This is a genomic window from Chondromyces crocatus (assembly GCF_001189295.1).
GTDB classification, from domain to species: Bacteria; Myxococcota_A; Polyangia; order Polyangiales; family Polyangiaceae; genus Chondromyces; species Chondromyces crocatus.
This window is the reverse complement of sequence record NZ_CP012159.1, coordinates 7,617,901-7,639,150: the sequence shown is the minus strand read 5'-3', so window position 1 is coordinate 7,639,150 and position 21,250 is coordinate 7,617,901. Positions and strand designations below refer to the sequence as shown.

Sequence of the window (21,250 nt, the reverse complement as noted above, 5' to 3'; positions counted from 1 at the left end):
ACGCCATGGATGCAGCGGACCGCATCAAGCAGCTCTCCGATACGAAACAGCTCCTGCTCCGCAAGCTGCTCGAGAACAAGAACATCGGGGGTGAAATGCTCCTTCGGCTCGAAGGATCGAACCTGAAGATCCTGCGGGAGGGGTCACCCATCCTGTTTGTGTTCCCGGCGACGGACGGGAGCGTTTCATACATGCGCAGCTACCTGCCGTACGTACCCGAAGGGTGGGGCGTCTACGGCTGCCAGACCCCTGGGCTGGACGGGGAGCAGGCGCCTCTCCGCACGATCGAGGAGATTGTGGCCCACAACCTCCGGATGATCCGCCGTGTGCAACCGAACGGTCCCTATTACCTCGCCGGCAACTGCATGGGGGGCCTCCCGGCCTACGAAGCGGCGCGGCAGCTTCAGGACAGCGGGGAGGAGACGGCGCTCATTTTGCACCTGATGCCGAACTTCAATCGACCCTGGAAGAAGCTGCCGGGGGAGAGTTCCCTGCAAATGCGCGGCTTCATGGACTACACGTTCATCATCGAGCGCATTCTGAAGGTGCAGCTGAATTTGCCCTTCGACCGCCTGGCGACCCTGGACGAGGTGGCCCAGCAAGCCGCCGTCGTGGAGCACATCAAGCTGGGCGGCTGGCTGGCGGGCGTCGATCTGCTCGCCTTCCAGGAGCGCATGAAGACGTACCAGGCCAGCCTGGAGGCGATGCTCACCTATCAACCTCGCGGCGGTCTCCGCGGGCGCATGGTGGTGCTCGCGGTTGGTGAGCAGGAGCGAAACGAGGTCGAGTTGCCCCTGGATTCCCCCTACGCCGCGCCGCTACGCGTCCTCCCGCCGGAGCAGACGGACGTGATCCACGTCGATGCAGACGGCGGCGCGCTCTTCGATGGGTCGGAGCCCCACATCAGCAAGATCGGGGACCAGCTGCTGCGGATCCTCGAAGCCGTCCCGAACTCGGGGGTGAGGCCGGCCCTCCTCACCGGCTGACGTCCCCACCGGCTGACGTCCCCACCGGCTGACGTCCCCCCAGGCGGTCGCCTCGAAGCCGCGAGCGCTGGTCGGCCTCGGAGCCCGAGGGCGTCGATGCTCCAACGCGGGCCCTCCTCTCGGGTCGAGCTGGGTCCTCCTCCGTCGAGGTGACGGCGAGGCATTGTGCTGATGAGAGTGATTCTACCAGCCGACCATTTTATTTGCAGGGCGCGGCCTGCTCGATAATGCATTGCATGTAAGGAGCGTTTTCTTCCTGAATTTGTTGCTCGTCGATTTCGACGCGTTACCGCTGGCTCGGGGACGTAAATGCAGTTACCCGATCATCAGCAGCCGGGAAACGCCGCTCCGGCTTCGGTCCCCCTTCACCCGAGGGACCGAGCATTGCCATGCACCAGGTACACGAGCACAGGACCCGTACCGCCTCGCGGCGGCCTACCGCCAGGAACCTGGCAGGGGCGGGATCTGCGTGGGGTCGTCGTCGGGCCCGTGTGCATGCGCTGCCAGGCGGCGCGGCTCGATACAAGGCGACGCTCGACTGGTTGCTCGCGTGGATCCAGGCGGCGCGGCCGACGATGGAGGGATTGCGTGAGGTGCTTGCGCAGCGCTTCGACGCCCCCGGCCGAGGGGCTGCCGAGAGTTGCCTCGCCCTGCTCCAGGGGGCAGGTCTGCTCGTACGACGGGGAGAACGGCTCGACCTGACCGAGGCGGCGGCGTCCTACTGTCGCTCGCTCGACGCGGCAGCTTTGTTCGAGCGGCTCCACGAAGGCTATCTGGGGCTTCTGGAGGCGCTGGCGCTTATCGAGCATCCCGGCGCGGAGGACACCAGGAGGCGAGGGAGGCTGCTGGCTGCGCTCGTCGACGTCCCCGAGCGCAGTGCGGCGCAGCTCGGCGTGCGAGAGGGGTGGCTGCGCTCTCTCGGTCTGCTCGAGCGCGCTGGCACGAGGGATGTGCTCACCCCGCTCGGGCACCATGTTCTCGCCACGCATGCCGACGAGGTCCGCGAGATCCTTCGTCGCACCGATGATCTTCTGTTCGAGGAGCGCCAGACGGATGCGGAGTGGGCAGAGGCGGTGGCGCTCGGTTTCGAGGCCGAAGAGCGAGCGGCCGATGAGGTGTGGCCCTCGGAGGCGAGGCAGGGGGCGCCGGACGTCGCGCCTTCGCTGAACATCGAGGGCAGGGGAGGGGGGGAGAGCCGTGGCATGGCGATGCCGCCGCGCTGGAACGCGGCTCGGCTGGAGCTGCGGCCCGAGCAGGTCCTGCCTCACCTGGGTGATCTCGAACTTCAGCGCAGGCTCGTGGACCGCATCTGTGCTGCCCTCGCGTCGGGCAAGCACCTGCTGCTCGTGGGGCCTCCTGGCACAGGCAAGACCGAGATCGCGCGGGCGATCGGCCGCGCTGCGGAGGCCGCGGGGTACTGTGCCGGCGTGCTCGCTGCGACCGCTTCCGGCGACTGGAGTTCTTTCGAGGCGGTCGGTGGCTATGCCTTGCAGCGTGACGGGGCGCTTCGTTTTCGCCCTGGGGTCTTTCTCTCCGCACTGGAGCAGCACGCCTGGCTCGTCGTCGACGAGCTCAACCGCGCCGACGTCGACCGAGCCCTCGGCGAGCTGCTCACCGTGCTCGGCGGTCACGGCACCACCACCCCGTACGCCCTCGAAGATGGCCGACTCGTCTCGATTGGCCCCGAGCCCGAACGAACGCACCAGGTGCCTCCCCCGTTCCGCATGCTCGCGACGTTGAACACCTGGGATCGCACGGGCCTCTTCCGGCTTTCGTACGCGGCCCAGCGGCGCTTCGCGATCGTCCACGTGGGCGTGCCGGACGACACGGGCTACGCGCGCCTCCTCGAGCGGAACGCCGCGTGCGCGGGACCGGCGCCTGCCCTCACGTCACGTGGCGTCGCCGCGCTGACGCGGCTGTTCCGCGGCGCGGGCATCCTGGGAATTCGCCCTGTGGGCCCGGCCATCGCGCTCGACATGGTGCGCTATCTCCGCCAGCGCGGTGACCTGGCGGAGTCCCTGGCCGAGGCGGCGCTGCTCTTTCTGCTCCCGCAGCTCGAAGGGCTCGATCCCGAGCCGGCGGCAGAGGCGTACCGTCGGATCCTGGCGGCGATCGAGCCGGTGACCTCTCCCGAAGCGCTGGCCGAGGTCGATGGCCGTCTGATCGATGCCCTCTCGCTCTCCTTCCCGAATTCCTCGCCGAGGCGAGGGCGGTGAACGACGCCCCCTGGGAGGCCTACCTCGCCAGCAGCTTCCCTGCGTACCTGCTCCCCGACGCCACACGACGCGAGCTGACGGAAGGAGCCGCCGCGCAGCTCCTGGAACGCCTCGGCGGCGGCCCCGACGCGCTCGGGCTTCTCCGGGCGACGAGCCTCGCGGCACGCCACGCCGACGCCATCGAAGCCTTCTGCCTGCGCGCCCTCCCCGAGTTCTTGCCCCGTCTCCCCCTGCGCTCTACCGCCGGGCCCCGCGCCTGGGAGGGCCGCCTCCCGGGTCGCCCCGACCTCGCCGCCACCTTGCGCCAGCGCCTCGCAGGGCACCCGACCCGCTTCGTGACGCGCGACCGCGTGGCAGACCTCGGTCGTCCCGAGGACACCGTCCTCGCGGCCACCGCCCGACGCCTGCGCGCCCTCCTCGCGCGCCTCGACGCCGCTGACCTCGGCGCAGCGCTCGGCCTTTCTCGCGCGTCCGCTTGCCTCGACGCCCTCGATCAGGCCCTCTCCGCGCCCTCGCTCACCTCGATCCCCGACGAGCGCCCCGCCCGCGCCCACGAAGACGCTGCCCTCGCCGCCGCGCACCCCACCTACGCGCTCGCTGCCCGCCTCCACCGCGCCCTCCGCGAAGCCGAAGCCGCCCGCGATCCGGGCACGCTCGCCCAGCTCGTCGCCCAGGGCGCGCTCCTCCCCCTCAAGGCGTCCACCCGCTTCGAGCTCGCCGTCCTCCTTCGCCTCGTCGAAGCGCTCGAGGCAGCCCTCGACGCCCGCTCACCCGGGCGCTTCCACCTCCGCCGCACCGCCGTCCAGCAAGGCCGCCGCGAGATCGCGGCGCTCGAAGCCTCGGACGGCGCCACGTTGCGTCTCTTCTACAACCAGGCCTGCCTGCCTCCGGGCCCTCATGAGCGCACCGTGCGCCGCTACCTCGGCTTCCAGGGCCGCCTTCGACCCGATCTCGTCCTGCTCGTCGAGGCCCCCGGCGCTGCCCCTCGCGCCGTGCTCATCGAAGCCAAGCTCTCCCGGGACCCGACGTACCTCGCCCAGGGCTTCCAGCAAGCCTGGCTCTACCGCCACGAGTACGCCTCCTGGCTCACCGGCTGGCCCAAGGTCGTGCTCGTCATGCCGGCCCCCGTACCGACCGAGCCGCGCCACGACGACGACGTCATCGCCGTCGGCTGGGACGGCTGGGTCGGTGAATCCCTCCTCCACGGCGTGCTGACCGGGATCGTCGCACCGACCTGCAACCGTGCGTGAAGCCTCGACGGCAGCGAATCCAAGCACACTCGGGAGACCAGGAGCATGCCGGCGCCTCTCCTGGTAAGAGGAGCGCCTCCCGCACTGCCCTCGCTTTCCATCATGCGCGTCACCCACCGCCCCCTGACCACCGTCGCCCTCGCCTTGAGCCTGTTCATGGCTGCTCTGGAGATGACCGTCGTCTCCACCGCGATGCCCACCGTGGTCGGCGAGCTGGGCGGCATCCAGAGCTACGCCTGGGTCTTCACCGCGTACATGCTCGCCTCGACGGTCACCGTCCCCATCTACGGCAAGCTCTCGGACCTCTACGGCCGCAAGCCCATCCTCCTCTTCGGCATCGTGCTCTTCCTCGTCGGCTCCATCGCCAGCGGCTTCTCTGCGTCGATGAACATGCTCATCGCCTTCCGCACCCTGCAGGGCCTCGGCGCGGGCGCGATGCAGCCGGTCTCGCTCACCGTGGTGGGCGACCTCTACACGAAGGAAGAGCGTGCCCGGGTCCAGGGCGTCTTCAGTGGCGTCTGGGGCCTCGCTGGCCTCCTCGGACCGCTCACGGGCGGCCTGCTCGTGAAGTACCTGAGCTGGCACTGGGTCTTCTTCATCAACGTCCCCGTCGGCCTCTGCACCATCGCCCTCTTGCTCGGCTTCTTCCACGAGCGCATCGAGAGCAGACCCCAGAAGCTCGACTTCGCCGGCGCAGCGCTTCTCTCGGCGGGCGTCGTCGCCCTGCTCTTCGGCGTCCAGGGGACCGACCAGAGCTACCTCTGGCTCCCCGTCGCCGCCGCCTTGCTCGTGGCCTTCGTTTTCGTCGAGCGCAAGGTGGCCGACCCCGTCATCCCCATGGACCTCTTCAAGATCCCCGCCATCGCCATCTCGGCGGCCGCGGGCGCACTCTTCTCCGCGGCGATGTTCGGCGCCACGACCTACGTCCCCCTCTACGTGCAAGGGGTGCTCGGCGGCTCGCCCACGCTCGCGGGCGGCATGATCACCCCCATGATCGTCGGCTGGCCCCTCGCCAGCCTCGTGGCGGGGAGGCTGCTCCTCCGGACGGGCTACCGCCCCCTCATCGTCGGCGGTCTCGGCCTCGCCGTCCTCGGTACCGGCCTCCTCGCCCTCCTCCTCGAGCCTGGCGCGTCGATCCTCGTCCCCGAGATCGCGATGGGCATGTTCGGCGTCGGCCTCGGCTTCTCCGCCACCGCCTTGCTCATCGCCGTGCAGACCAGCGTCGGCTGGGAGCTGCGGGGCGTCGCCACCGCGAGCAACATGTTCTTTCGCACCATCGGTGGCGCCGTCGGCGTCGGCCTCATGGGCGGTGTGCTCGTCTCCCACCTGCTCCGCGATCCCACCGTTCCTCTCTCCGCGGCCAACGAGCTGCTCGGCCCCGAGCATGGCCGCGGCTTGCCCCCCGAGCTCCTCGCCACCATGAACGGCGCCCTCGGCGCGGGCCTCTCGATCAACTTCTGGATCATCTGCGCCTTCGCCGTCGCGGCCTTCGCTGCCGGCCTCTTCTTCCCACGCGTGGACCGGAGCCCCGCGGCGTCTCTGTCCGTCGCCGAAGGCGCCGCGCCCCACTGACGCCGGCAAGATCCTGGTAAGCTCCCTCGCATGCGAAGGATCGTGATCGGGACGTTGGCGGTGGTCGCGCTGGCCTGCGGATCATCGGACGAGGGGGACAGCCGGAACTCGGGCAGCGGTGCTGGCAGCTCGGAGGGCAGCGGCGCTGGCCCTGGCGAGGGTGGGAGCGGCGCTGGGGGCGTGGGCGGGGGCAACGTCTCCCCGGACGTCCACCTCATCGGTCGCTTCGACAAGACCAACCCGACGGGGCCTCGCTTTGCCTGGCCGGGCAGCGAGGTCCAGGCCCGCTTCAAGGGCACCGGCATCCAGGCGCGGCTGCACGACACGGGCTCGAACTACCTCACCGTGGTCATCGACGACGGCGCGCCCACGGTCCTGGAGCTGAAGGGCCCAGACAGCATGTACACCCTCGCCAAGGAACTGCCCGACGGCGAGCACACCGTGCTCCTCTCGAAGCGCACCGAGTCCTCCCTCGGCATCGTCCAGCTCCTCGATCTCGCCCCCATCGACGGCGAGATCCTTCCCTCGCCGCCGCCTTACGATCGGCACATCGAGGTGGTCGGCGATTCTATCTCCGCGGGTTACGGCAACGAGGGCAACGGCCCCGACTGCTCCTTCTCCGCGGCCACCGAGAACGAGCACATGACCTACGGCGCCATCGCCTCGCGCGCCCTTTCGGCCGGCCACACCACCCTCGCCATCTCGGGCATCGGCGCCTACCGCAGCTACGACGGCACCACGGAAGCGCAGATGCCCGTCCGCTTCCTGCGCACCCTGGCCGAAGATGCCACGAGCCTGTGGGATTTCTCCCTGCAGCCCGACGTCGTGGTCGTGAACCTCGGGACCAACGACTTCTCCGCGGGTGACCCGGGCCAGCCCTTCATCGACGCCTACACCGCCTTCGCGGAGGACCTCCGCACGCGCTACCCGGACGCGCACATCCTCTGCGCCGTCGGCCCGATGCTGAGCGATGGCTTCCCCCAGGGCGAGATGCGCCTCACCCGCGTCAAGCAGCACCTCCAGACCGTCATCGATACCCGCCAGCAAGCGGGAGACACCCGGATCGGCTTCGTCGATCTCGGCGAGCTGGACCCCGCCGATGGCCTCGGTTGCGACTACCACCCGAACCTCACCACCCACGAGAAGATGGCCACCCGCCTGGTCGACGCCATCGAGGCCGCCACCGGCTGGTGACCTCACGCGGGAGCGCGCCGCAAGTCCCTACACCACCGCCGGAGGGCTGGCGGCATGGAGCAGCTTCCGGTGCCGCTCCAGGAGCCACGCGCGCGCATCCTTCTCCGAGCCGAACAGCGCCACCGGGTTGTCCCGCAGCTTCGTGAACGTGTTCAGCGCGCCGATCAGCAGCTTGGCCATCAGCCGCGCGTGAAAGCTGCCGTGGAACAGCGCCATCCCCCGGTAGGGCGTCTTCAGCGGCCCGTGGGCGATGTAGCGCCTCGCGCCGGGCGTCACCTCGCCCGCCGCGCTGAGATCCAGCAGGAACAGCGTGAAGGGCTGCCGGCTCGCGCCAGCGTTCATGTGCTCCCGCAAGCGCCGGATCTCTTCTTCGCGGAGCCGCCCCTTCAACCGCACGATGGCGAGGCAAGGGGGCTCGAACGCGATGCTGTGAGCACCGACGGTGCGTGGCTCATCCGTGAGCAAGCTCATCGCGAACTGGCCTTTCCTAGCGACGACGCCTCCAGGAGGACCCCACCCTTCACCCAGTGTCGTGCCTGCTCGGGAGGATGGCCAGCGCGAGGTGCGCCCCCCTGTCCGAAGTTCCCGCCTCGCCTTCCCCTCCTCGGGCGGCCCCCGATGGCAGGGACAGGCACGTCCCCGCTTGTCGCCATCTCCACGATAAACCGCGCACGCGGCCCTCTCTCCACACCTTTCCGTGCATCTGCACCCAGGCCGCGAGTGAACTCCGCAGGCATTGGTACTAGCCTTGGCGCATGGACAAGACCACGGATGTGCTCGTCGTCGGGGCGGGTCACAACGGCCTCGTCGCGGCGCTCCTGCTCGCGAAGCGCGGCCTTCGGGTGCGCGTGCTGGAGGAGAAAGCGGTCATCGGCGGCGCGACCCGCACCGAGCGACCCTTCGCCAAGGTGCCCAACCTGGCCATCTCTTCCGCCTCTTACCTCGTGGGCCTCGTGCCCCCCGAGCTGCTCCAGATCACGGGCGTCGACCTCCCCCTCAAGCGCCGCGACCCTCACTACTTCCTCCCCACCACCGACGGACGCTACCTCCTCTTCGGATCCGACCAGGAGGCGATGCGCGCGCAGTTCATCCGCTTCTTCTCCGAGGCCGACTGGCGCGCCAACCAGGCCATGCAGGCCGAGATCGCGCAGATCCGCGACGACATCGCGCCCACCTGGCTTTCGCAGCCGTACTCCATCGAGGAGACCGCCGAGCGCTACGTCCGCCCCGCGCTGCGCCGCGCCTTCATCGACCTGTGTCGCAAGCCCGTCCGCGACTACCTCGAGCGCTTCGACTTCAAGAGCGACCTGATCAAGGCGATGTACGCCACGACCGACGGCTTCTCGGGCTTGAACGGCACCTGGGACTCCCCCGGCACGGGCATGAACTTCCTCGTCCACAACATGTGCCGCCTCCCTGGAGCGGACGGGACCTGGATGATCTGCGAGGGCGGCATGGGCACCATCGCCAGCCGCTTCGCCGACGCCGCCCGCGCCGCTGGCGCGACGATCGAGACGAACGTCGGCGTCCAGCGCATCCTCGTCGAGAACGGCGCTGCCGTCGGCGTGGTGACCTCGAGCGGCGACGAGATCCGCGCCCGCACCGTCGTCGTCAACGCCGACCCCTTCCGCATGCGCAAGCTCGTCGGCCAGGACCAGTTCCCCGCCGAGTACAACCAGCGCCTCGACGCCATGGAGCTGGACGGCACCACCTTCAAGGTGAACCTCGCCCTGCGCGGCCTCCCCCGCTTCACCTGCCTCCCCGAGGACCGCGGCCAGTACGGCCCCACCATCCACCTCCTCCCCGAGGAGAGCGGCGTCATCCAGTCGCTCACCGACTCGTTCCGCGCCGTGCAGGAGGGCCGCCTCCCCGAGTTCCCCACGATCGAGTGGTACATCCACACCACGATCGACCCCTCCATGCGCGACACCGAGGGCCACCACAACGCCGCCCTCTTCGTGCAGTGGGTCCCGTACCGGCTCGCCGAAGGCACCTGGGCCGAGCAGGAGACCCGCTACGCGCAGCACCTCCTCTCCATCTGCGACCGCTTCGCCCCTGGCACCAGCGATCTCGTCGCCGACATGTTCATCCTCCACCCCCAGAAGATCGAGGAGTACATCGGCATCCACCGCGGCCACATCCACCACGTGGACAACCGCTTCGGCTTCGCCGACCGCGTCCCGCACCGCCAGCCGGTCGCTGGCCTCTACTCCGCGTCGGCCGGCACCCACCCCGCGGGCAGCGTCATCGGGTGTGCCGGCCACAACGCCGCCATGTGCGCCCTCGAAGACCTCGGCCGACGCTGACCTGCACGGCAGGGGCGCGCCCCTGCCCCCCTCAGGGCCGCTCCTTCAGCTTCCCCGCATTCGTCCGCGCCCCATCGCCCCGGGCGCGGGGCAGCTTCGCCTTCCACGTCTCGGCCGCGTGCAGGTTCGCGTCCGTCATGTCGGCGTCCGTCAGATCCGCCCCCTCCAGGTTCGCGCGCATCAAGTTCGCCCGCACGAACGACGCCCCGACCAGCCGCGCCCGCCCGAGCCGCGCGTCCATCAGCTCCGCCCCGCTGAAGTTCGCTCCCTCCGCGGCCACCCGCGCGAACGACGCCCGCGCCAGCGCCACCCCCTCGAAGCTCGACCCATCGAGCGTCGCCTTGTCCCAGATCGACCCGGCCGCCCGCGCATGCCGCAGCGAGCACTGCAGTAGACACGCGCTCTCCGCCTTCACCCCCTCCAGCACCGCCTCGTCGAAGACCGCCTTGCGCGCCTTCACGTCCTGGAGCTTCGCCTCCGGCAACGCCGCCCGCACGAACGACGCCTCGTCCAGCTCTGCCCCGACCAGGTCGGCCCCCGCGAGCCGCGCCCCATCGAACCGCGCCCCTTGCAGCGCCGCCCCGGTGAACAGCGCCCGCTCCCCGTGCGCATCGCGGAACACCGCCCCGGCGCCAGCCACCCGCACCAGCGCGCACTCCGAGAGGTGTGCCCCCACCAGGCTCGCCCCCGCGAGTCGCGCTTCCGTCAGGACCGCGCGCTCCAGATCGGCGCCATCGAGGTTCGCGCTGCTCAGATCGGCGCCATCGAGGTGCGCATCCACCAGGTTCGCCTCGGCGAAGCGGCACCCCACGAGCTTCGCTCCCTTCAGGTTCACGCCCTGCAGCGCGCCCCGGCTGAAGTCGACCCCCGCCAGATCGGCGCCTGCCAGATCGAGCCCCTCCAGCGACTGCGCCGCGCGCAACCGCGCCTCCACCTGGTTCTTCAGCGTCTCCGGTACCCTGGGGGGACCCTCGGCCGACACCGCCGGCGCGGCGTCCTTCGGCCCTTCCGCGCCACGGTCCGCTGGAGGTGGCGGCATGGCGGGAGGGAGCACCGAAGCCCTCTGCATGGCCCCTGCCGTTGCCAGCGCCGACGCCATCGCAGGCGGCTCGGCGACCCCTTGCGCGGCGCTCTCCCTGCTGATGGCCCCTGCTGTCGAACCCATCGGCGGCCGGTGCAAGGGGGGCGGCGCTGGCGGAGCGAGCGATGCTGGCGGAGCGAGCGATGCTGGTGGAGGCGGTGGTACCGACGGCGACGGCATGCCCGGCGGCATCGCCCCCAGCAGCGCGGGTGGCAACGGCCCTGGTGAAGCCAGCGGCGGAGCGGCCGGCGGAGCGGCCGGCGGAGCGACGGAGCCCTGAGACGGCAGCCCGGTTGGCACCGGCATCTGACCCGAGCCACGGCGCGGCACCGGAGGTCGGCCCCACGTGGGCGCGGCTGGTGGCATCGCCGCGATCTCGCGCGGCGTGTACGACATCGTCTGGTCCGAACCGGCTCGCGGCGGCTCGGCTGCGGCCACCTTGGACCAGGGCGCCCCGGGAAGGGGCGCATCCTGCTTCGGCGGTGACGCTTGCCCGGCGCCACTGGGCCGGAAAGGAATCGGCGATGCCGTGGCCTTCGTCGGCTCGATGTCCACCGTCGTGTCCGGCGTGTCGACGAAGTGCAGCGGCGCGATCTCCAGCGTGGGGTCGAGGCGCGGCACGAGCGGCGCACTCCCACTGACGTCGGCCTGGAAGATCCGTGCTGCATCGAGCAGTGGACCTGAGACGGACAGCATCTCCGTATGAGCCGGCATCGCCTGAGGCGGCGTCGCTTGCAAAGCCCCCGCCTGTGAAGCCGCCGCCTGCAAGCTCGCCGCATGCGAGGCCGCCGCCTGCAAACCCGCCGCATGCGAGGCCGCCGCCTGCAAACCCGCCGCGTGCGAAGCGCCAGCGTGCAAGCCCGCCGCGTGCGAAGCGCCAGCGTGCAAGCCCGCCGCGTGCGAAGCGCCTGCGTGCAAACCCGCCGCGTGCGAAGCGCCAGCGTGCAAGCCCGCCGCGTGCGAAGCGCCAGCGTGCAAGCCTGCCGCGTACGAAGCGCCAGCGTGCAAGCCTGCCGCGTACGAAGCGCCAGCGTGCAAGCCTGCCGCGTACGAAGCGCCTGCGTGCGGAGGTCCGGCCTGCAGTGACGCTGCGTGCGACGCCGCTGCGTACGGCGACGCCGCGTGCCCAGGGAGCCCCAGCTCCGGCACCAGCGCGCCCGCCGTCGAGCGCTGCGCGGACTCCTCCGGCCAGACGATGGGCCGATCGCGCGTCCCCACGCCCACCTGGATCCGCAAGCTCGCCAGTGCTTCCAGCGCGACGACCGGGATCACCCCCCGCCACACCAGCGAGCAGCGCCCCACGTCCGCATCGATGCGCAGCGTGTCGGCGCGGAACACCACCCGACCGTTGCCTGGGCGGTTCGCGAGCTGCACCCGCGCCTCCGCGTAAGCCCCTGGAAGGCATGACTCCACGTTCGGCAGATCCGGGTGCATCCCCTCGAGCGCCACCCACTCGTCGCCCGTGAGGTGCTCGATCCGCTGATCCTCCGGCGCCGCCTGGTAGTACGCCCAATCGAACCCGTCCGGCAGCTCGATCACCTGGGCATCCAGCACGCGCCGATCCAGCCCGCTCACCAGCTTTCGCCGCGCCGGCCAGCCGCGCGAGATCGGCCCGAACCCGCCCGTGACCCCCGGCCGCCGCGGCACCTCGATGTTCGCTGGCCGCGCCGCATGCCCCTGGCTGCTGTTCCCCGTCCCCAGAGGATTGTCTGACCAGCCCACGCCACCGAACGCGCGCTCGTACACGAGCGGCATCGACTGGAAGGGCGTGGGCTCGGCGCCTGCCCGATCGCCGTACACGAACAGCGTCTTTCCGAGCAGCGGCTTCTCCCGGTACACCTCGAACCGCACCACCTGCCGCGTCACGGAGCGCCCGTCAGGAGCGTGCGCGTGCCCGGTGAGCACCACGTCGGCGCGCGGCAGGAACGGCACGAGATCGCTCGTCGCCCGCACACTGCGCGCCGGGCTCCCCGCGTGATGCACCTCGGTGGTGAAGATGGGCTCGGGCTCGGCGAACTCCATCTCGCCGTCAGGAACCAGCGAGAACGTTGCCTTCACGATGACGGTGACCGCGAGCTGCCCGCTCATGCGCCATACGACCGAGGCCGCTGTGACCGGGCCGACGGGCACCACCTCCACCAGATGAGGGGGTTGTCCGACCATTGGCCGGCGACGCTACCACGGCCCCCCGAGGGCTTGCGACCCCTGCGATTCCCCCGTGCGAGCGGCGGAACGCTGGGGTTCGGCGCGCGAGCGTCTGCCGCGAACCCACATGGGAGCACCCGCTCGGCATCCAGTTCACAGGTTGCCTTGCTGGTCTCGCCTACCGGTTCGTGGTTAACCTGCCCGGCCGGACACCGGGGGGGAGCACCACGATGAGCAACCACCCCCCGAACGCCCAGGAAGCAGAGCTCCTCGCACTCCGAGCACAGCTCGCCGAGTGCCAGGCCGAGCGCGAGCAGCTCCGCACAGCGCTCCAGTGCACGCGCGATGCGCTCCGTACCGAGCAGGAGCAAGCGATCCAGCTGCTCATGAACCTTCCGGCTGCGATCTGCTACTTCCACGGCCCGGAGCTGGTCATCGGGTTCGCCAACGCCCGCTACGTCGACCTCAGTGGCAACCGCGACCTCATCGGCAAGCCCGTCCTCGAGGCGCTGCCCGAGCTGGAAGCGCAGGGCTTCGCGGCCCTCTTGCAGCAGGTCTACCGCACTGGCGAGCCGTACATCGGCGTCGCTGCCCCGGGCCAGACCATCCTCGAAGAGGGCGTCGATCCAGCCGATCGCTGGTACGACGTCGTGTACCAGCCCGTGCGCGACACACGCGGCCAGGTCGACGGCGTGCTCGCGCAGGTCACCGACGTCACCGAGCGCGTCCTCGGCCGCCTGCGCCTCGACCAGCTCAGCTCCGAGCGCGCCGCCTTGCAAGAAGAGCTGATCCTCACCCAGCAAGCCGCCCTCCGCGAACTGGCGACGCCCCTCGTCCCCGTCGCCGACGGCGTGATCGCCATGCCCCTCGTCGGCACCATCGACACCGAGCGCGCCGGCCACATCCTCGAAGCCCTCCTCGAAGGCGTCAGCGAGCAACGCGCGCACGTCGCCCTCCTCGACGTCACCGGCGTGCGGACGATGGACGAGCAAGTCGCCACCGCCCTTCTCCGCACCGCCCGCGCCGCTCAGCTCCTCGGCGCCGAGGTGGTGCTCACCGGCCTCGGCCCAGGCGTCGCGCAAGCGCTCGTCTCCCTCGGCGTCGACTTCGGCGGCATCACCACCCTCCGCTCGCTCCAGGCCGGCATCCACCACGCCCTCCGGCGCCGCACGAACCGCCGCAAGCCGCAGACTTCCTGACGGAACCGCGCCTGCGCGTCAGCGCTCGCTCAGCGGCGCGCGATCAAAGCGTGCCCGTCAGCGAAGGGAGGCCCAGCCGCGCGATCGGCGTCACGCCGGGCTCCGTCACCGGCTCCGGGGCGGGCGTCGGACTCGGCGTCGGAACGTCCGGCTTCGGCCACCACTTCAGCCGCCCCATGCCTTCCTGCGTCCGGTAGCGGGGCGACACCAGCGCCCCCTCCTCGCTGAGCAGCGACGACAGCTCCGGATCTTGCAGCACCTCGGCGATCTTCATCGGCGTCCCGTCGACCAGCATGTGCCCGCTGATCAACCGGATCCCGTGGCTGTAGTCCGCGTACCAGTCCCCGTGCAGCGTGCTGAGCGGCTGGATCGGGTGGCTGTCCGGCTCGTGCCAGCCGTAGATCGCCACCCGGTGCGCTCGCTGCGCCAGCTTGTTGGACAGCACCACGTCCTTCTTGTGGCCCGCGATGAGCCGCGCGCGGAGCGCCGCGCCGAGCGATCCTTGCGCTGCTGCGTCGAGCTGCTCCTTGATGATCTGATCGTGCCGCGCGAACTCGTCCGGGTGGACCATCCGCGAGCTCGGCGGCAGCGGCCGCGGCTTGAGCTTGGTCGTCGCCTGCGCATAGATCGTGTCGACGATCTTCGTCGTCGGCAGCGAGAACCCGAAGTGATCCGCCACGAGCTGCGCCGTCACCGGGCTCATGGGCATCCGCAGGTGGTCCTCGTCGCTCCCGATCGCCAGGTAATCCGGCATCGCCCACAGCGTCACCGTGTGCGTCGTCCCCGACCGCGTCTCCGCCTGGAACTCCAGCCGTGCCAGCCGACGCAGCGCATCGGGCAGGTTGCCCCGGCTGAGCTGCTCCAGCACCGCCCGCTCGCGCCCCGTCTCGTCCTCTTCGAGGATGGAATCGAGGAACTCGCTCCCGCTGATCGTCTGTGCCGGACGCGCTGGCACCTTCGCCAGCTCGGGCGGAGGCACGCTCACCTGCGGCTGCTGCACCGGCGGCAACACCGGCGCAACCGGTGAGCACGCCACCAGCGCGAGCGCGGACAGCGCGAGGAGACAGGAAGCGAGGGCAGCGGATCGCACAGAGCTCGACATCTCTCCAGCGGGGGGGGAAGCCGCATCCTAGGTCACCCAGGCGCGCTGCCCAAGCCGCGAGAGCGGGTGTGTACACGCAAAGTTGTGAACTCACACCAGTTTAGTTTGACCTCGTTGTACGAACTCACCTGGAGCACATCGCCCCACCCGGGCCTCTGCACCCCATGACGTGCTCGCGCCCACGGTGCCATTCCCCACGATCCACGCCCTCTCGAGAGCGCCACATCGCGCGCTGGATCGTGCGTCCCCACGCATGCATGCGCAGTGCTCTCTCTCCGCGCACACGCAGAGGCCTCCGCCGCGCACACGCAGAGGCCTCCGCGGATGCACATCGCGCCATCACGCACGCTCGCACCGCGCGCTCTTCGCTCTCCTCTGCCCTTCGAGGGGCCTCCTACCTGCACCTTGCTGGCATGCGATCACGCCCGCACTCATTCACACACACGGCAGGGGCACGCGCCCCCGCTGCCCCGCCGAACAAAGCGCGTCGGAGCCCCACCACCCCGGGATCCACTCGGAAAAGTCGGACATCTCTCGCCGCTTCGGCCCTGACCTCGACAGCACCTCACTTCCACCTGAGCGCCACCCGCTTCGCGAACGGTCGTGCTCGCACCCTCCACCTCCACGCTCGGCCGCCTCCTGCTCGGGCGCGTGTGCTTGCCATTCCGCTCCGGGAGCCCCACAGCCCCTTCCAGGAGGGCCCCATGACACGACCTCAAGCGGAGACGCCGGACAAGCACCCCACGGCCTACGAGAGCGACCTGAACCCGAACGCCATGGCGGGTCAGAACATCGGCGCCGCCTCTCCAGCCGACGACACCATCGCCGCCTACGATCTCAAGGAGACCCACGTCGCCCTGCCCGAGTTCACCTCCGAAGACCTCAAGGCCCTGCGCGTCATCCGACCGGGAAGACGCCTGGAGCGCAACGCAACCTACATCGATCTGAACGAGCGAGAACGCGGCGAGTTCACGGCCACCAGCGACATGGTGACCCGACCCGACGACCTGATCGTGCCCAAGAAGCACACCGACTACGAGCTCTGGAACCGCCTTCGCGGCCTCCGCGAGGTCAGGCGAACCGGCACGGAGGGATAGCGACCCCGAAAGGACGAGCCGTCTCGCCTCTAGGCTTGCGTCGCTACGGCCATTGCGCGCATCCGCGCAAAGGTGGTGGTGTCGTGCTGGAACTCCCACCAGTTGTGGTCACGGTCCCTCAGGTAGAACTGATAGGCCTCGTGCAGCACCTTCGGCCTGGTGATGGTCGAGATCCCGTGGAGGTCCCGCTCCCTCACGGCGCGCTCGTACCACTGGTCGACCGCCTCCCGCGACTCCACGTCGATTCCGAAATGATTCAGCATCGGCATCTCCCGGGCGTTCGGGTTCTCGACGCAGACGATGTACCAGCTCTCGTGCAACCAGATCACGCAGGCCTTCGGTACGTCGTAGATCACCTTCATTCCGAGGAAATCTCGGTAAAATCGCACCGACTCGTCGACGTTCCTGACCTCTAGCGTCCCGTGGGAGAGGACCCCGGGACTCGTTGAAGCACTCATTGCATTCATCCTAGTCGGGCCGCCTGGTCGAACAAGATCGATTGCGACGCATCACGCATGTCGCCCCGAGAGTCGACGTCGCGCCAATTTGCACAGGAATGCGCTTGCGTCGTACGGGTTCGTGTGAGCAATCGCCATGTGGAGGTCGGCGTGGGTCAACGATGCCTGCTTGCGTCACGAGAGCTTGTATGAGCAATCGCCGTGTCGAGACGCAAAACGGGCAAGAACACCAGCTTGCATCCTGCCTCTTTCCGTGAGCAACGCGCCTCCTCCAGGCACGCACTGAAGTCATTGCGTGCGCACGCCGGGCCACCGGCAGGCTTTCTTCGACCCACCGGTGGCCCTCGCGGCATTCACTGCGGCGCGCCACGAACCGCCGTGATCCTGGCGACCGAGCACCAGTCACCAGCTCGACGGACGCTGGTCTTGCACTTCAGCGAGCGCGCTACCGAGAGCGAGCGCGCCGCCGAACCGCCGTCAAGGCAGCTGCGATTCGGGCGCCAGCTCGACGGAAGCGGGCCCTTGCTCCTCCTCGGGCAGCTCGCGGAACAAGGAGTCGAGCATGGCGCTCCTCTCCCCTGACGGGACACCCGCGCCGCCCTCATTCCTCGTCCGGGTGCGATGCGCCTTGCGGGCCGGCGCGGATTGGTACCGGATGAGCGGCAACAGCGCATCGAGGATGTCGCTCCGATCGGGGGACAGGCGCGCCCGACGCCGCCCTTGCGCCGCGATCTCGCCGAGGAGGCCGGCGATCGTGTGCCCGTACGCCAGGCTGGTCTGCCACAGCTTGTCGGTCATCCGCTCCGACGCCTTGAGGAACTGCATCACCCGACGCCGCTCCAGAATCTGGCTGCGCAGGCGGTCGACATCGTCGGGGTTGAGGCCAGCGCGGGTGACTTCCTCTGGGGTGAGGAGCATGACGCGCTCCAGCGCTGCATCGGAATCATCGCGGAGCTTGAGCACACTGCGGCGATCCTCCACAGCGACGGTCTTGAGGTTCACGCCGCGAGCATCAATGTGCATCTCGCCAACGTCAGGGTCAGTCGGTCCAGCCATCGGACATTCCTCCAGATAGGGGATTGGCGCCCTGGGCCCAATTGCCCGGGTCATCCAACTGGTTGCCAATGTGAATCGTGATCCCATTCTTGTAAATGGTGGCAATGGCGATTTTTGAAGTTTCAGTGAGGCGAGATCGACGAGCGTGCGTGAGCTGTCGAAGCTCGCCGCACGAAGCGCGAAAGAGCGCTGATTGTAGGAGAAATTCGTCGTGGGATGAGAAGATGGCGGAGAGGTCTCCGCGTTGGTCATTGATGACTGCGAATATGGCGGAGGGGTGTCCGCAATGGTCATTGATGACTGCGAAGATGACGGAGGGGTGTCCGCGATGGTCGTCGATGACTGCGAAGATGACGGAGGATTGTCCGCGATGGTCGTCGATGACTGCGAAGATGACGGAGGGTTGTCCGCGATGGTCGTCGATGACTGCGAAGATGACGGAGGATTGTCCGCGATGGTCGTCGATGACTGCGAAGATGACGGAGGGTTGTCCGCGATGGTCGTCGACGACTGCGAAGATGGCGGAGAGGTGTCAGGGGTGGCCGTTGATGCGGGTCAGCCCAGCAGGGGAGGTTCGGCAAGATGCATCCCTTGTCGAGGAGCGCATCGTCCTCGTGCGCGCCGAGACCTTCGATGACGCCATCCGTCTCGGTGAGGTGGAGGCCGCAACGTATGCAGGGAGGCAGTGGCCGAACGCTGCGGGGGATCTGGTTCGGGTGACCTACCTGGGGGCGTGTAATGTGTTCGACCTGAGAGGCTCCGGCCGAGGGGGGCGAGATCCATTCGAGGATGCTGTCTCGCCCGATGGTGGACACGGCCGACATCGTGATCGAGCGGTGGCTGGGAACCGCGAGCGAGCAGGTCATCGACGCCCAGGCCTTCGAGCCGGATGTCGACCGGCTGGTCGCAGAGGATCAGGGTGACGACGAGGAGGACGAGGTCGACGAACGATGTCCCGGAGGCGGAGGTGCAACATCCGTCTGACGGAGGGTCTGTGTCAGGCCGACTCGACGAGCGAGACGTAAAGGCGCTTCAGCTCCCGCGGGGGCACCTTCATGCGGGCCCGGGCTTGCTCGATTGCGGCGCGGGCGTCGTCGTGGGTCCCGAGGACGGCGTGGAGCGCGACGCGCGTCCACAAGAGCTTCTGGTGGTGGAACGTCCATTTCCAGCCGCTGCCCAGAGGCGGCGCGACGTAGGTCCCCAGACGGCGGTGGTTCCGGGGAAGCTCCTTTTTCGAGTACGACGCGACGATGTTTTCGATGAGGCCGAGGACCCCCGCGCGCGTGAGGAGGGCGTCCACCACGGGCGGGTCCAGAAGGCGCAGAAAGTGTGCGTACGTCGCGTCGGTGGAGTCGAGCTCCGGCTGACCGACGAAGGTGGCCAGCTCGGGGAAGGTGTCGCCGGCGCCGACATACCGGCGGAACCAGTAGTGAGAGAACGGGGGTTGAAGCTGGCCAGACAGGATCGTGGGCGAGACGCTCTCGCCGACCCGGTGGCTTCCCAGCGTCGACATCGCCGGCACCTCGAGGGCGTACCTCGCCTCGAAGCCCGGGCGTTCGGTCTCCCCGGTGTCGACGAAGCTCAGCGTGAGTCGAGCGTCCGCCGCGCTCCGACGAAGGGTGTGCCCGTCCGGGGTCTCCCAGCCAGGGAGCTTGGCGAGAACGGCCTCCTTTGCTCCCTTCGCCGCATCGGGGAAGGGCCCGAAGGGATCGAACGTATCGAACTGGTCCGGTCGTACCGCGCGTCTGGGGTCTTCCTGCCACACGTCGAAGGCCCGCGTCCCTTCCCAGGAGCCGATGGAGAACGCCGCGGCGATCGCCTCGCTGTGCATCGTCGCGCGGAGCGTCACGGTGGGCTGGAGGTGCTCGATGGGAATCTGCCTTTTGGTCCCGGTGCTGCGCAGGAGCTGCTCGTGCGTCATTCCGCGGAGTCGCTCCACCACGATGCTGGTGACGAGCTCGTCCAGGTGCGACGTGAGCCAGGCGACGTCCAGGCTCTGATCCACCGTCGGGGGCCCGCCGCGCTCCGCGAGCAGGTGGGCGAAGAACGACCGGGTGAGCGGGATGGCGCAGAGATCGCCGGCCAGGGTAGGGCGGACCTCGAGAACGACGTCGCGTCCCTCCACGGCCAGCGTGCGATAGCGGAAGGTCTCGGTCATGAGGGGGAGGCTAACTGCCCTCGGGCGTCAGGGCGAGCGTGAGCACACGCCGCGCGCCACGCGCCGCGCTCGAGGGCCGGTGACGGTGTGGTGGAGAGGGAAACCTCCTTCAGGCCGGGGCGTCGAGCGAGGTCGAGTCGGTGCGTCGACGGAGGTCAGGCTGGGGCGTCGAGCGAGATCAGGCCGGGGTGTCGAGCGAGGCGATGAGGCGCTTCAACTCCTTGGGGGGTGGCCTCTTCGTGCTGGCGCGGGCTTGTTCGAGCGCGGCGCGGGCGTCCTCGCGGGCCCCGAGCACGGCGTGGACGGCGACGCGCTGCCACAGAAGCTTCTGTGGCTCGGCCTCCCACGCCCAGCCCACACCCAGAGGATGCGCGACGCCGTTCCCGAGGCGGGCGTGGTTGGGTGGACGCTGCTTGGGGGGACGTGAGGCGACGACGTCTTCCATGAGGCCGAAGACGCCTTCGCGCGTGAGGAGCGCGTCCACGGCCGGCGCCTCGAGGGTCCGGGCGAGACGGGCGTACGTCGCTTCGGGGGACTCGATCTCTCGCTCGTCGATGAACGTCATCAGCTCGGGGGCGGCATCGTCGGCGCCGACGTACTGGCGAAACCAGTGATCGGCGAAGGGGGGACGCAGCGTGCCGTTCAGGAGGGTGGTGGACACGTGCTCGTCACGCCGCCTGCCATCCAGGGTCGACAGCGACGGGACGCTGAGCTGGATCCTTGCCTTGAAGCCCGGTCGGTAGGGCACCCCTGCATCAGAGAAGCTCAAAGAGATCTGAGCGTCCGCCGTCGTCCGGCAGAGGAGCGAGGTGAGATGAGATTTCCAGCGCGGGAGGTGGGCGAGGATGGCCGGAATGGCTCTCGTCGCAGCGTCGGGGAAGGGGCCGAAGGGCTCGGTGGGATCGTGCCGTTCCAGGAGCTGCGACGCTTGCTTCGGGTCCTCGGGCCACATGTCGAAGGCCGTCGTGCCATCCGACGAACCTGGAGAGAACCTCGCGGCCAGCGCTTCGGTGCGCATCGTCGCGCGGAGGGTCACGGTGGGCTGGAGGTGCTGGATGGGGATCTGATACCGGGTCCCAGTGGTGCGCAGATCGGATTCGTAAATCGCCCCGCCCCGTCTCTCCAGCACGACCCCGGTGACGAACTCGTCCAGATTGGCCTGGAGCCACGAGACATCGAGGCTCTGGTCGATCGTCGGTGGCCCGCCGCGCTCCGCGAGCAGGATGGTGAAGAACGAGCGGGTGAGCGGAATGGCGCAGAGATTTCCGGCTGTGGTGGGACGGACCTCGAGGACGACGTCACATCCCTCCACGGCCAGCGTGCGAAAGTGGAAGGTCTCGCTCATGGGGGGCGAGGGTACGCGCACCGAGGCCCCTCGGGCGAGCGGGTATCTGAGGACATCACGGCGTGCGAGACCTCGGCGCTGCGCG

The 21,250-nt window shown here is 69.3% G+C and carries 16 protein-coding genes; 9 read left to right on the top strand and 7 right to left on the bottom strand.

From position 1 onward, the window contains the following. Positions 1-5 precede the first annotated feature (5 nt). From CMC5_RS27390 to CMC5_RS27370, 5 genes are all read left to right on the top strand, one after another. Positions 6-986 carry a thioesterase domain-containing protein gene (locus CMC5_RS27390; protein WP_050433174.1) on the top strand — a complete coding sequence of 327 codons (981 nt, stop codon included), beginning with the start codon at positions 6-8 and terminating at the stop codon, positions 984-986. Positions 987-1,375: 389 nt separating this feature from the next. Beyond that, entirely contained in the window at positions 1,376-3,202 is a 1,827-nt protein-coding gene (locus CMC5_RS27385; RefSeq protein ID WP_082362839.1) for an AAA family ATPase, read from the top strand. Next, complete coding sequence (locus CMC5_RS27380; RefSeq protein WP_050433172.1) at positions 3,199-4,452, top strand: hypothetical protein; 1,254 nt, start codon at positions 3,199-3,201, stop codon at positions 4,450-4,452. The genes CMC5_RS27385 and CMC5_RS27380 overlap by 4 nt, the downstream gene beginning before the upstream one ends. 102 nt (positions 4,453-4,554) lie before the next feature. Then, complete coding sequence (locus tag CMC5_RS27375; protein ID WP_050433171.1) at positions 4,555-6,024, top strand: MFS transporter; 1,470 nt, start codon at positions 4,555-4,557, stop codon at positions 6,022-6,024. A gap of 30 nt (positions 6,025-6,054) precedes the next feature. After that, positions 6,055-7,218 (top strand): SGNH/GDSL hydrolase family protein, encoded by a 1,164-nt coding sequence (locus CMC5_RS27370; protein WP_050433170.1) that lies wholly within the window; start codon positions 6,055-6,057, stop codon positions 7,216-7,218. A 27-nt stretch (positions 7,219-7,245) separates the two neighbouring features. Here the strand turns inward: CMC5_RS27370 and CMC5_RS27365 are convergent, their stop codons facing one another. After that, positions 7,246-7,689: a hypothetical protein gene (locus CMC5_RS27365; protein ID WP_050433169.1), complete on the bottom strand. Its 444-nt coding sequence runs from the start codon at positions 7,687-7,689 to the stop codon at positions 7,246-7,248. Between the two features lie 284 nt (positions 7,690-7,973). On the opposite strand from CMC5_RS27365, the gene CMC5_RS27360 reads away from it, so the two are divergent. Continuing rightward, complete coding sequence (locus tag CMC5_RS27360; protein WP_050433168.1) at positions 7,974-9,524, top strand: phytoene desaturase family protein; 1,551 nt, start codon at positions 7,974-7,976, stop codon at positions 9,522-9,524. Positions 9,525-9,555: 31 nt separating this feature from the next. Here the strand turns inward: CMC5_RS27360 and CMC5_RS27355 are convergent, their stop codons facing one another. Then, positions 9,556-12,693: a DUF2169 domain-containing protein gene (locus tag CMC5_RS27355; RefSeq protein WP_169796673.1), complete on the bottom strand. Its 3,138-nt coding sequence runs from the start codon at positions 12,691-12,693 to the stop codon at positions 9,556-9,558. A 287-nt stretch (positions 12,694-12,980) separates the two neighbouring features. On the opposite strand from CMC5_RS27355, the gene CMC5_RS27350 reads away from it, so the two are divergent. Further along, on the top strand, positions 12,981-13,949 hold the full coding sequence (locus tag CMC5_RS27350) for a PAS domain-containing protein (RefSeq protein WP_050433166.1): 969 nt from the start codon (positions 12,981-12,983) through the stop codon (positions 13,947-13,949). Positions 13,950-13,992: 43 nt separating this feature from the next. Here the strand turns inward: CMC5_RS27350 and CMC5_RS27345 are convergent, their stop codons facing one another. Next, complete coding sequence (locus CMC5_RS27345; RefSeq protein WP_218920076.1) at positions 13,993-15,039, bottom strand: hypothetical protein; 1,047 nt, start codon at positions 15,037-15,039, stop codon at positions 13,993-13,995. A 716-nt stretch (positions 15,040-15,755) separates the two neighbouring features. Between CMC5_RS27345 and CMC5_RS27340 the strand changes: the two genes are divergently transcribed. Beyond that, the gene (locus CMC5_RS27340) at positions 15,756-16,148 is read left to right on the top strand and encodes a hypothetical protein (RefSeq protein WP_050433164.1); all 393 of its coding nucleotides are present in this window, start codon (positions 15,756-15,758) and stop codon (positions 16,146-16,148) included. Between the two features lie 29 nt (positions 16,149-16,177). Here the strand turns inward: CMC5_RS27340 and CMC5_RS27335 are convergent, their stop codons facing one another. Then, positions 16,178-16,606 (bottom strand): VOC family protein, encoded by a 429-nt coding sequence (locus CMC5_RS27335; protein WP_050433163.1) that lies wholly within the window; start codon positions 16,604-16,606, stop codon positions 16,178-16,180. A gap of 477 nt (positions 16,607-17,083) precedes the next feature. Beyond that, a complete protein-coding gene (locus CMC5_RS27330) occupies positions 17,084-17,629 on the bottom strand; it encodes a hypothetical protein (RefSeq protein ID WP_050433162.1) in 546 nt (181 codons plus the stop codon). A gap of 837 nt (positions 17,630-18,466) precedes the next feature. Here CMC5_RS27330 and CMC5_RS47880 point away from each other — a divergent pair. After that, complete coding sequence (locus CMC5_RS47880) at positions 18,467-18,646, top strand: hypothetical protein (protein WP_050433160.1); 180 nt, start codon at positions 18,467-18,469, stop codon at positions 18,644-18,646. A gap of 13 nt (positions 18,647-18,659) precedes the next feature. Here the strand turns inward: CMC5_RS47880 and CMC5_RS27315 are convergent, their stop codons facing one another. Next, entirely contained in the window at positions 18,660-19,820 is a 1,161-nt protein-coding gene (locus CMC5_RS27315) for a hypothetical protein (protein ID WP_050433159.1), read from the bottom strand. A gap of 178 nt (positions 19,821-19,998) precedes the next feature. Then, positions 19,999-21,165: a hypothetical protein gene (locus CMC5_RS27310; protein WP_050433158.1), complete on the bottom strand. Its 1,167-nt coding sequence runs from the start codon at positions 21,163-21,165 to the stop codon at positions 19,999-20,001. Positions 21,166-21,250 lie beyond the last annotated feature (85 nt).

Bases quoted from the DNA above. Each gene is read 5' to 3' on its own strand.
- CMC5_RS47880 (WP_050433160.1), top strand. From the start codon at position 18,467: ATGGTGGACACGGCCGACATCGTGATCGAGCGGTGGCTGGGAACCGCG.
- CMC5_RS27390 (WP_050433174.1), top strand. From the start codon at position 6: ATGGATGCAGCGGACCGCATCAAGCAGCTCTCCGATACGAAACAGCTC.
- CMC5_RS27330 (WP_050433162.1), bottom strand. From the start codon at position 17,629: ATGCACATTGATGCTCGCGGCGTGAACCTCAAGACCGTCGCTGTGGAG.
- CMC5_RS27310 (WP_050433158.1), bottom strand. From the start codon at position 21,165: ATGAGCGAGACCTTCCACTTTCGCACGCTGGCCGTGGAGGGATGTGAC.
- CMC5_RS27315 (WP_050433159.1), bottom strand. From the start codon at position 19,820: ATGACCGAGACCTTCCGCTATCGCACGCTGGCCGTGGAGGGACGCGAC.
- CMC5_RS27340 (WP_050433164.1), top strand. From the start codon at position 15,756: ATGACACGACCTCAAGCGGAGACGCCGGACAAGCACCCCACGGCCTAC.
- CMC5_RS27365 (WP_050433169.1), bottom strand. From the start codon at position 7,689: ATGAGCTTGCTCACGGATGAGCCACGCACCGTCGGTGCTCACAGCATC.
- CMC5_RS27385 (WP_082362839.1), top strand. From the start codon at position 1,376: ATGCACCAGGTACACGAGCACAGGACCCGTACCGCCTCGCGGCGGCCT.
- CMC5_RS27375 (WP_050433171.1), top strand. From the start codon at position 4,555: ATGCGCGTCACCCACCGCCCCCTGACCACCGTCGCCCTCGCCTTGAGC.
- CMC5_RS27360 (WP_050433168.1), top strand. From the start codon at position 7,974: ATGGACAAGACCACGGATGTGCTCGTCGTCGGGGCGGGTCACAACGGC.
- CMC5_RS27370 (WP_050433170.1), top strand. From the start codon at position 6,055: ATGCGAAGGATCGTGATCGGGACGTTGGCGGTGGTCGCGCTGGCCTGC.
- CMC5_RS27335 (WP_050433163.1), bottom strand. From the start codon at position 16,606: ATGAGTGCTTCAACGAGTCCCGGGGTCCTCTCCCACGGGACGCTAGAG.
- CMC5_RS27350 (WP_050433166.1), top strand. From the start codon at position 12,981: ATGAGCAACCACCCCCCGAACGCCCAGGAAGCAGAGCTCCTCGCACTC.
- CMC5_RS27355 (WP_169796673.1), bottom strand. From the start codon at position 12,693: ATGAGCGGGCAGCTCGCGGTCACCGTCATCGTGAAGGCAACGTTCTCG.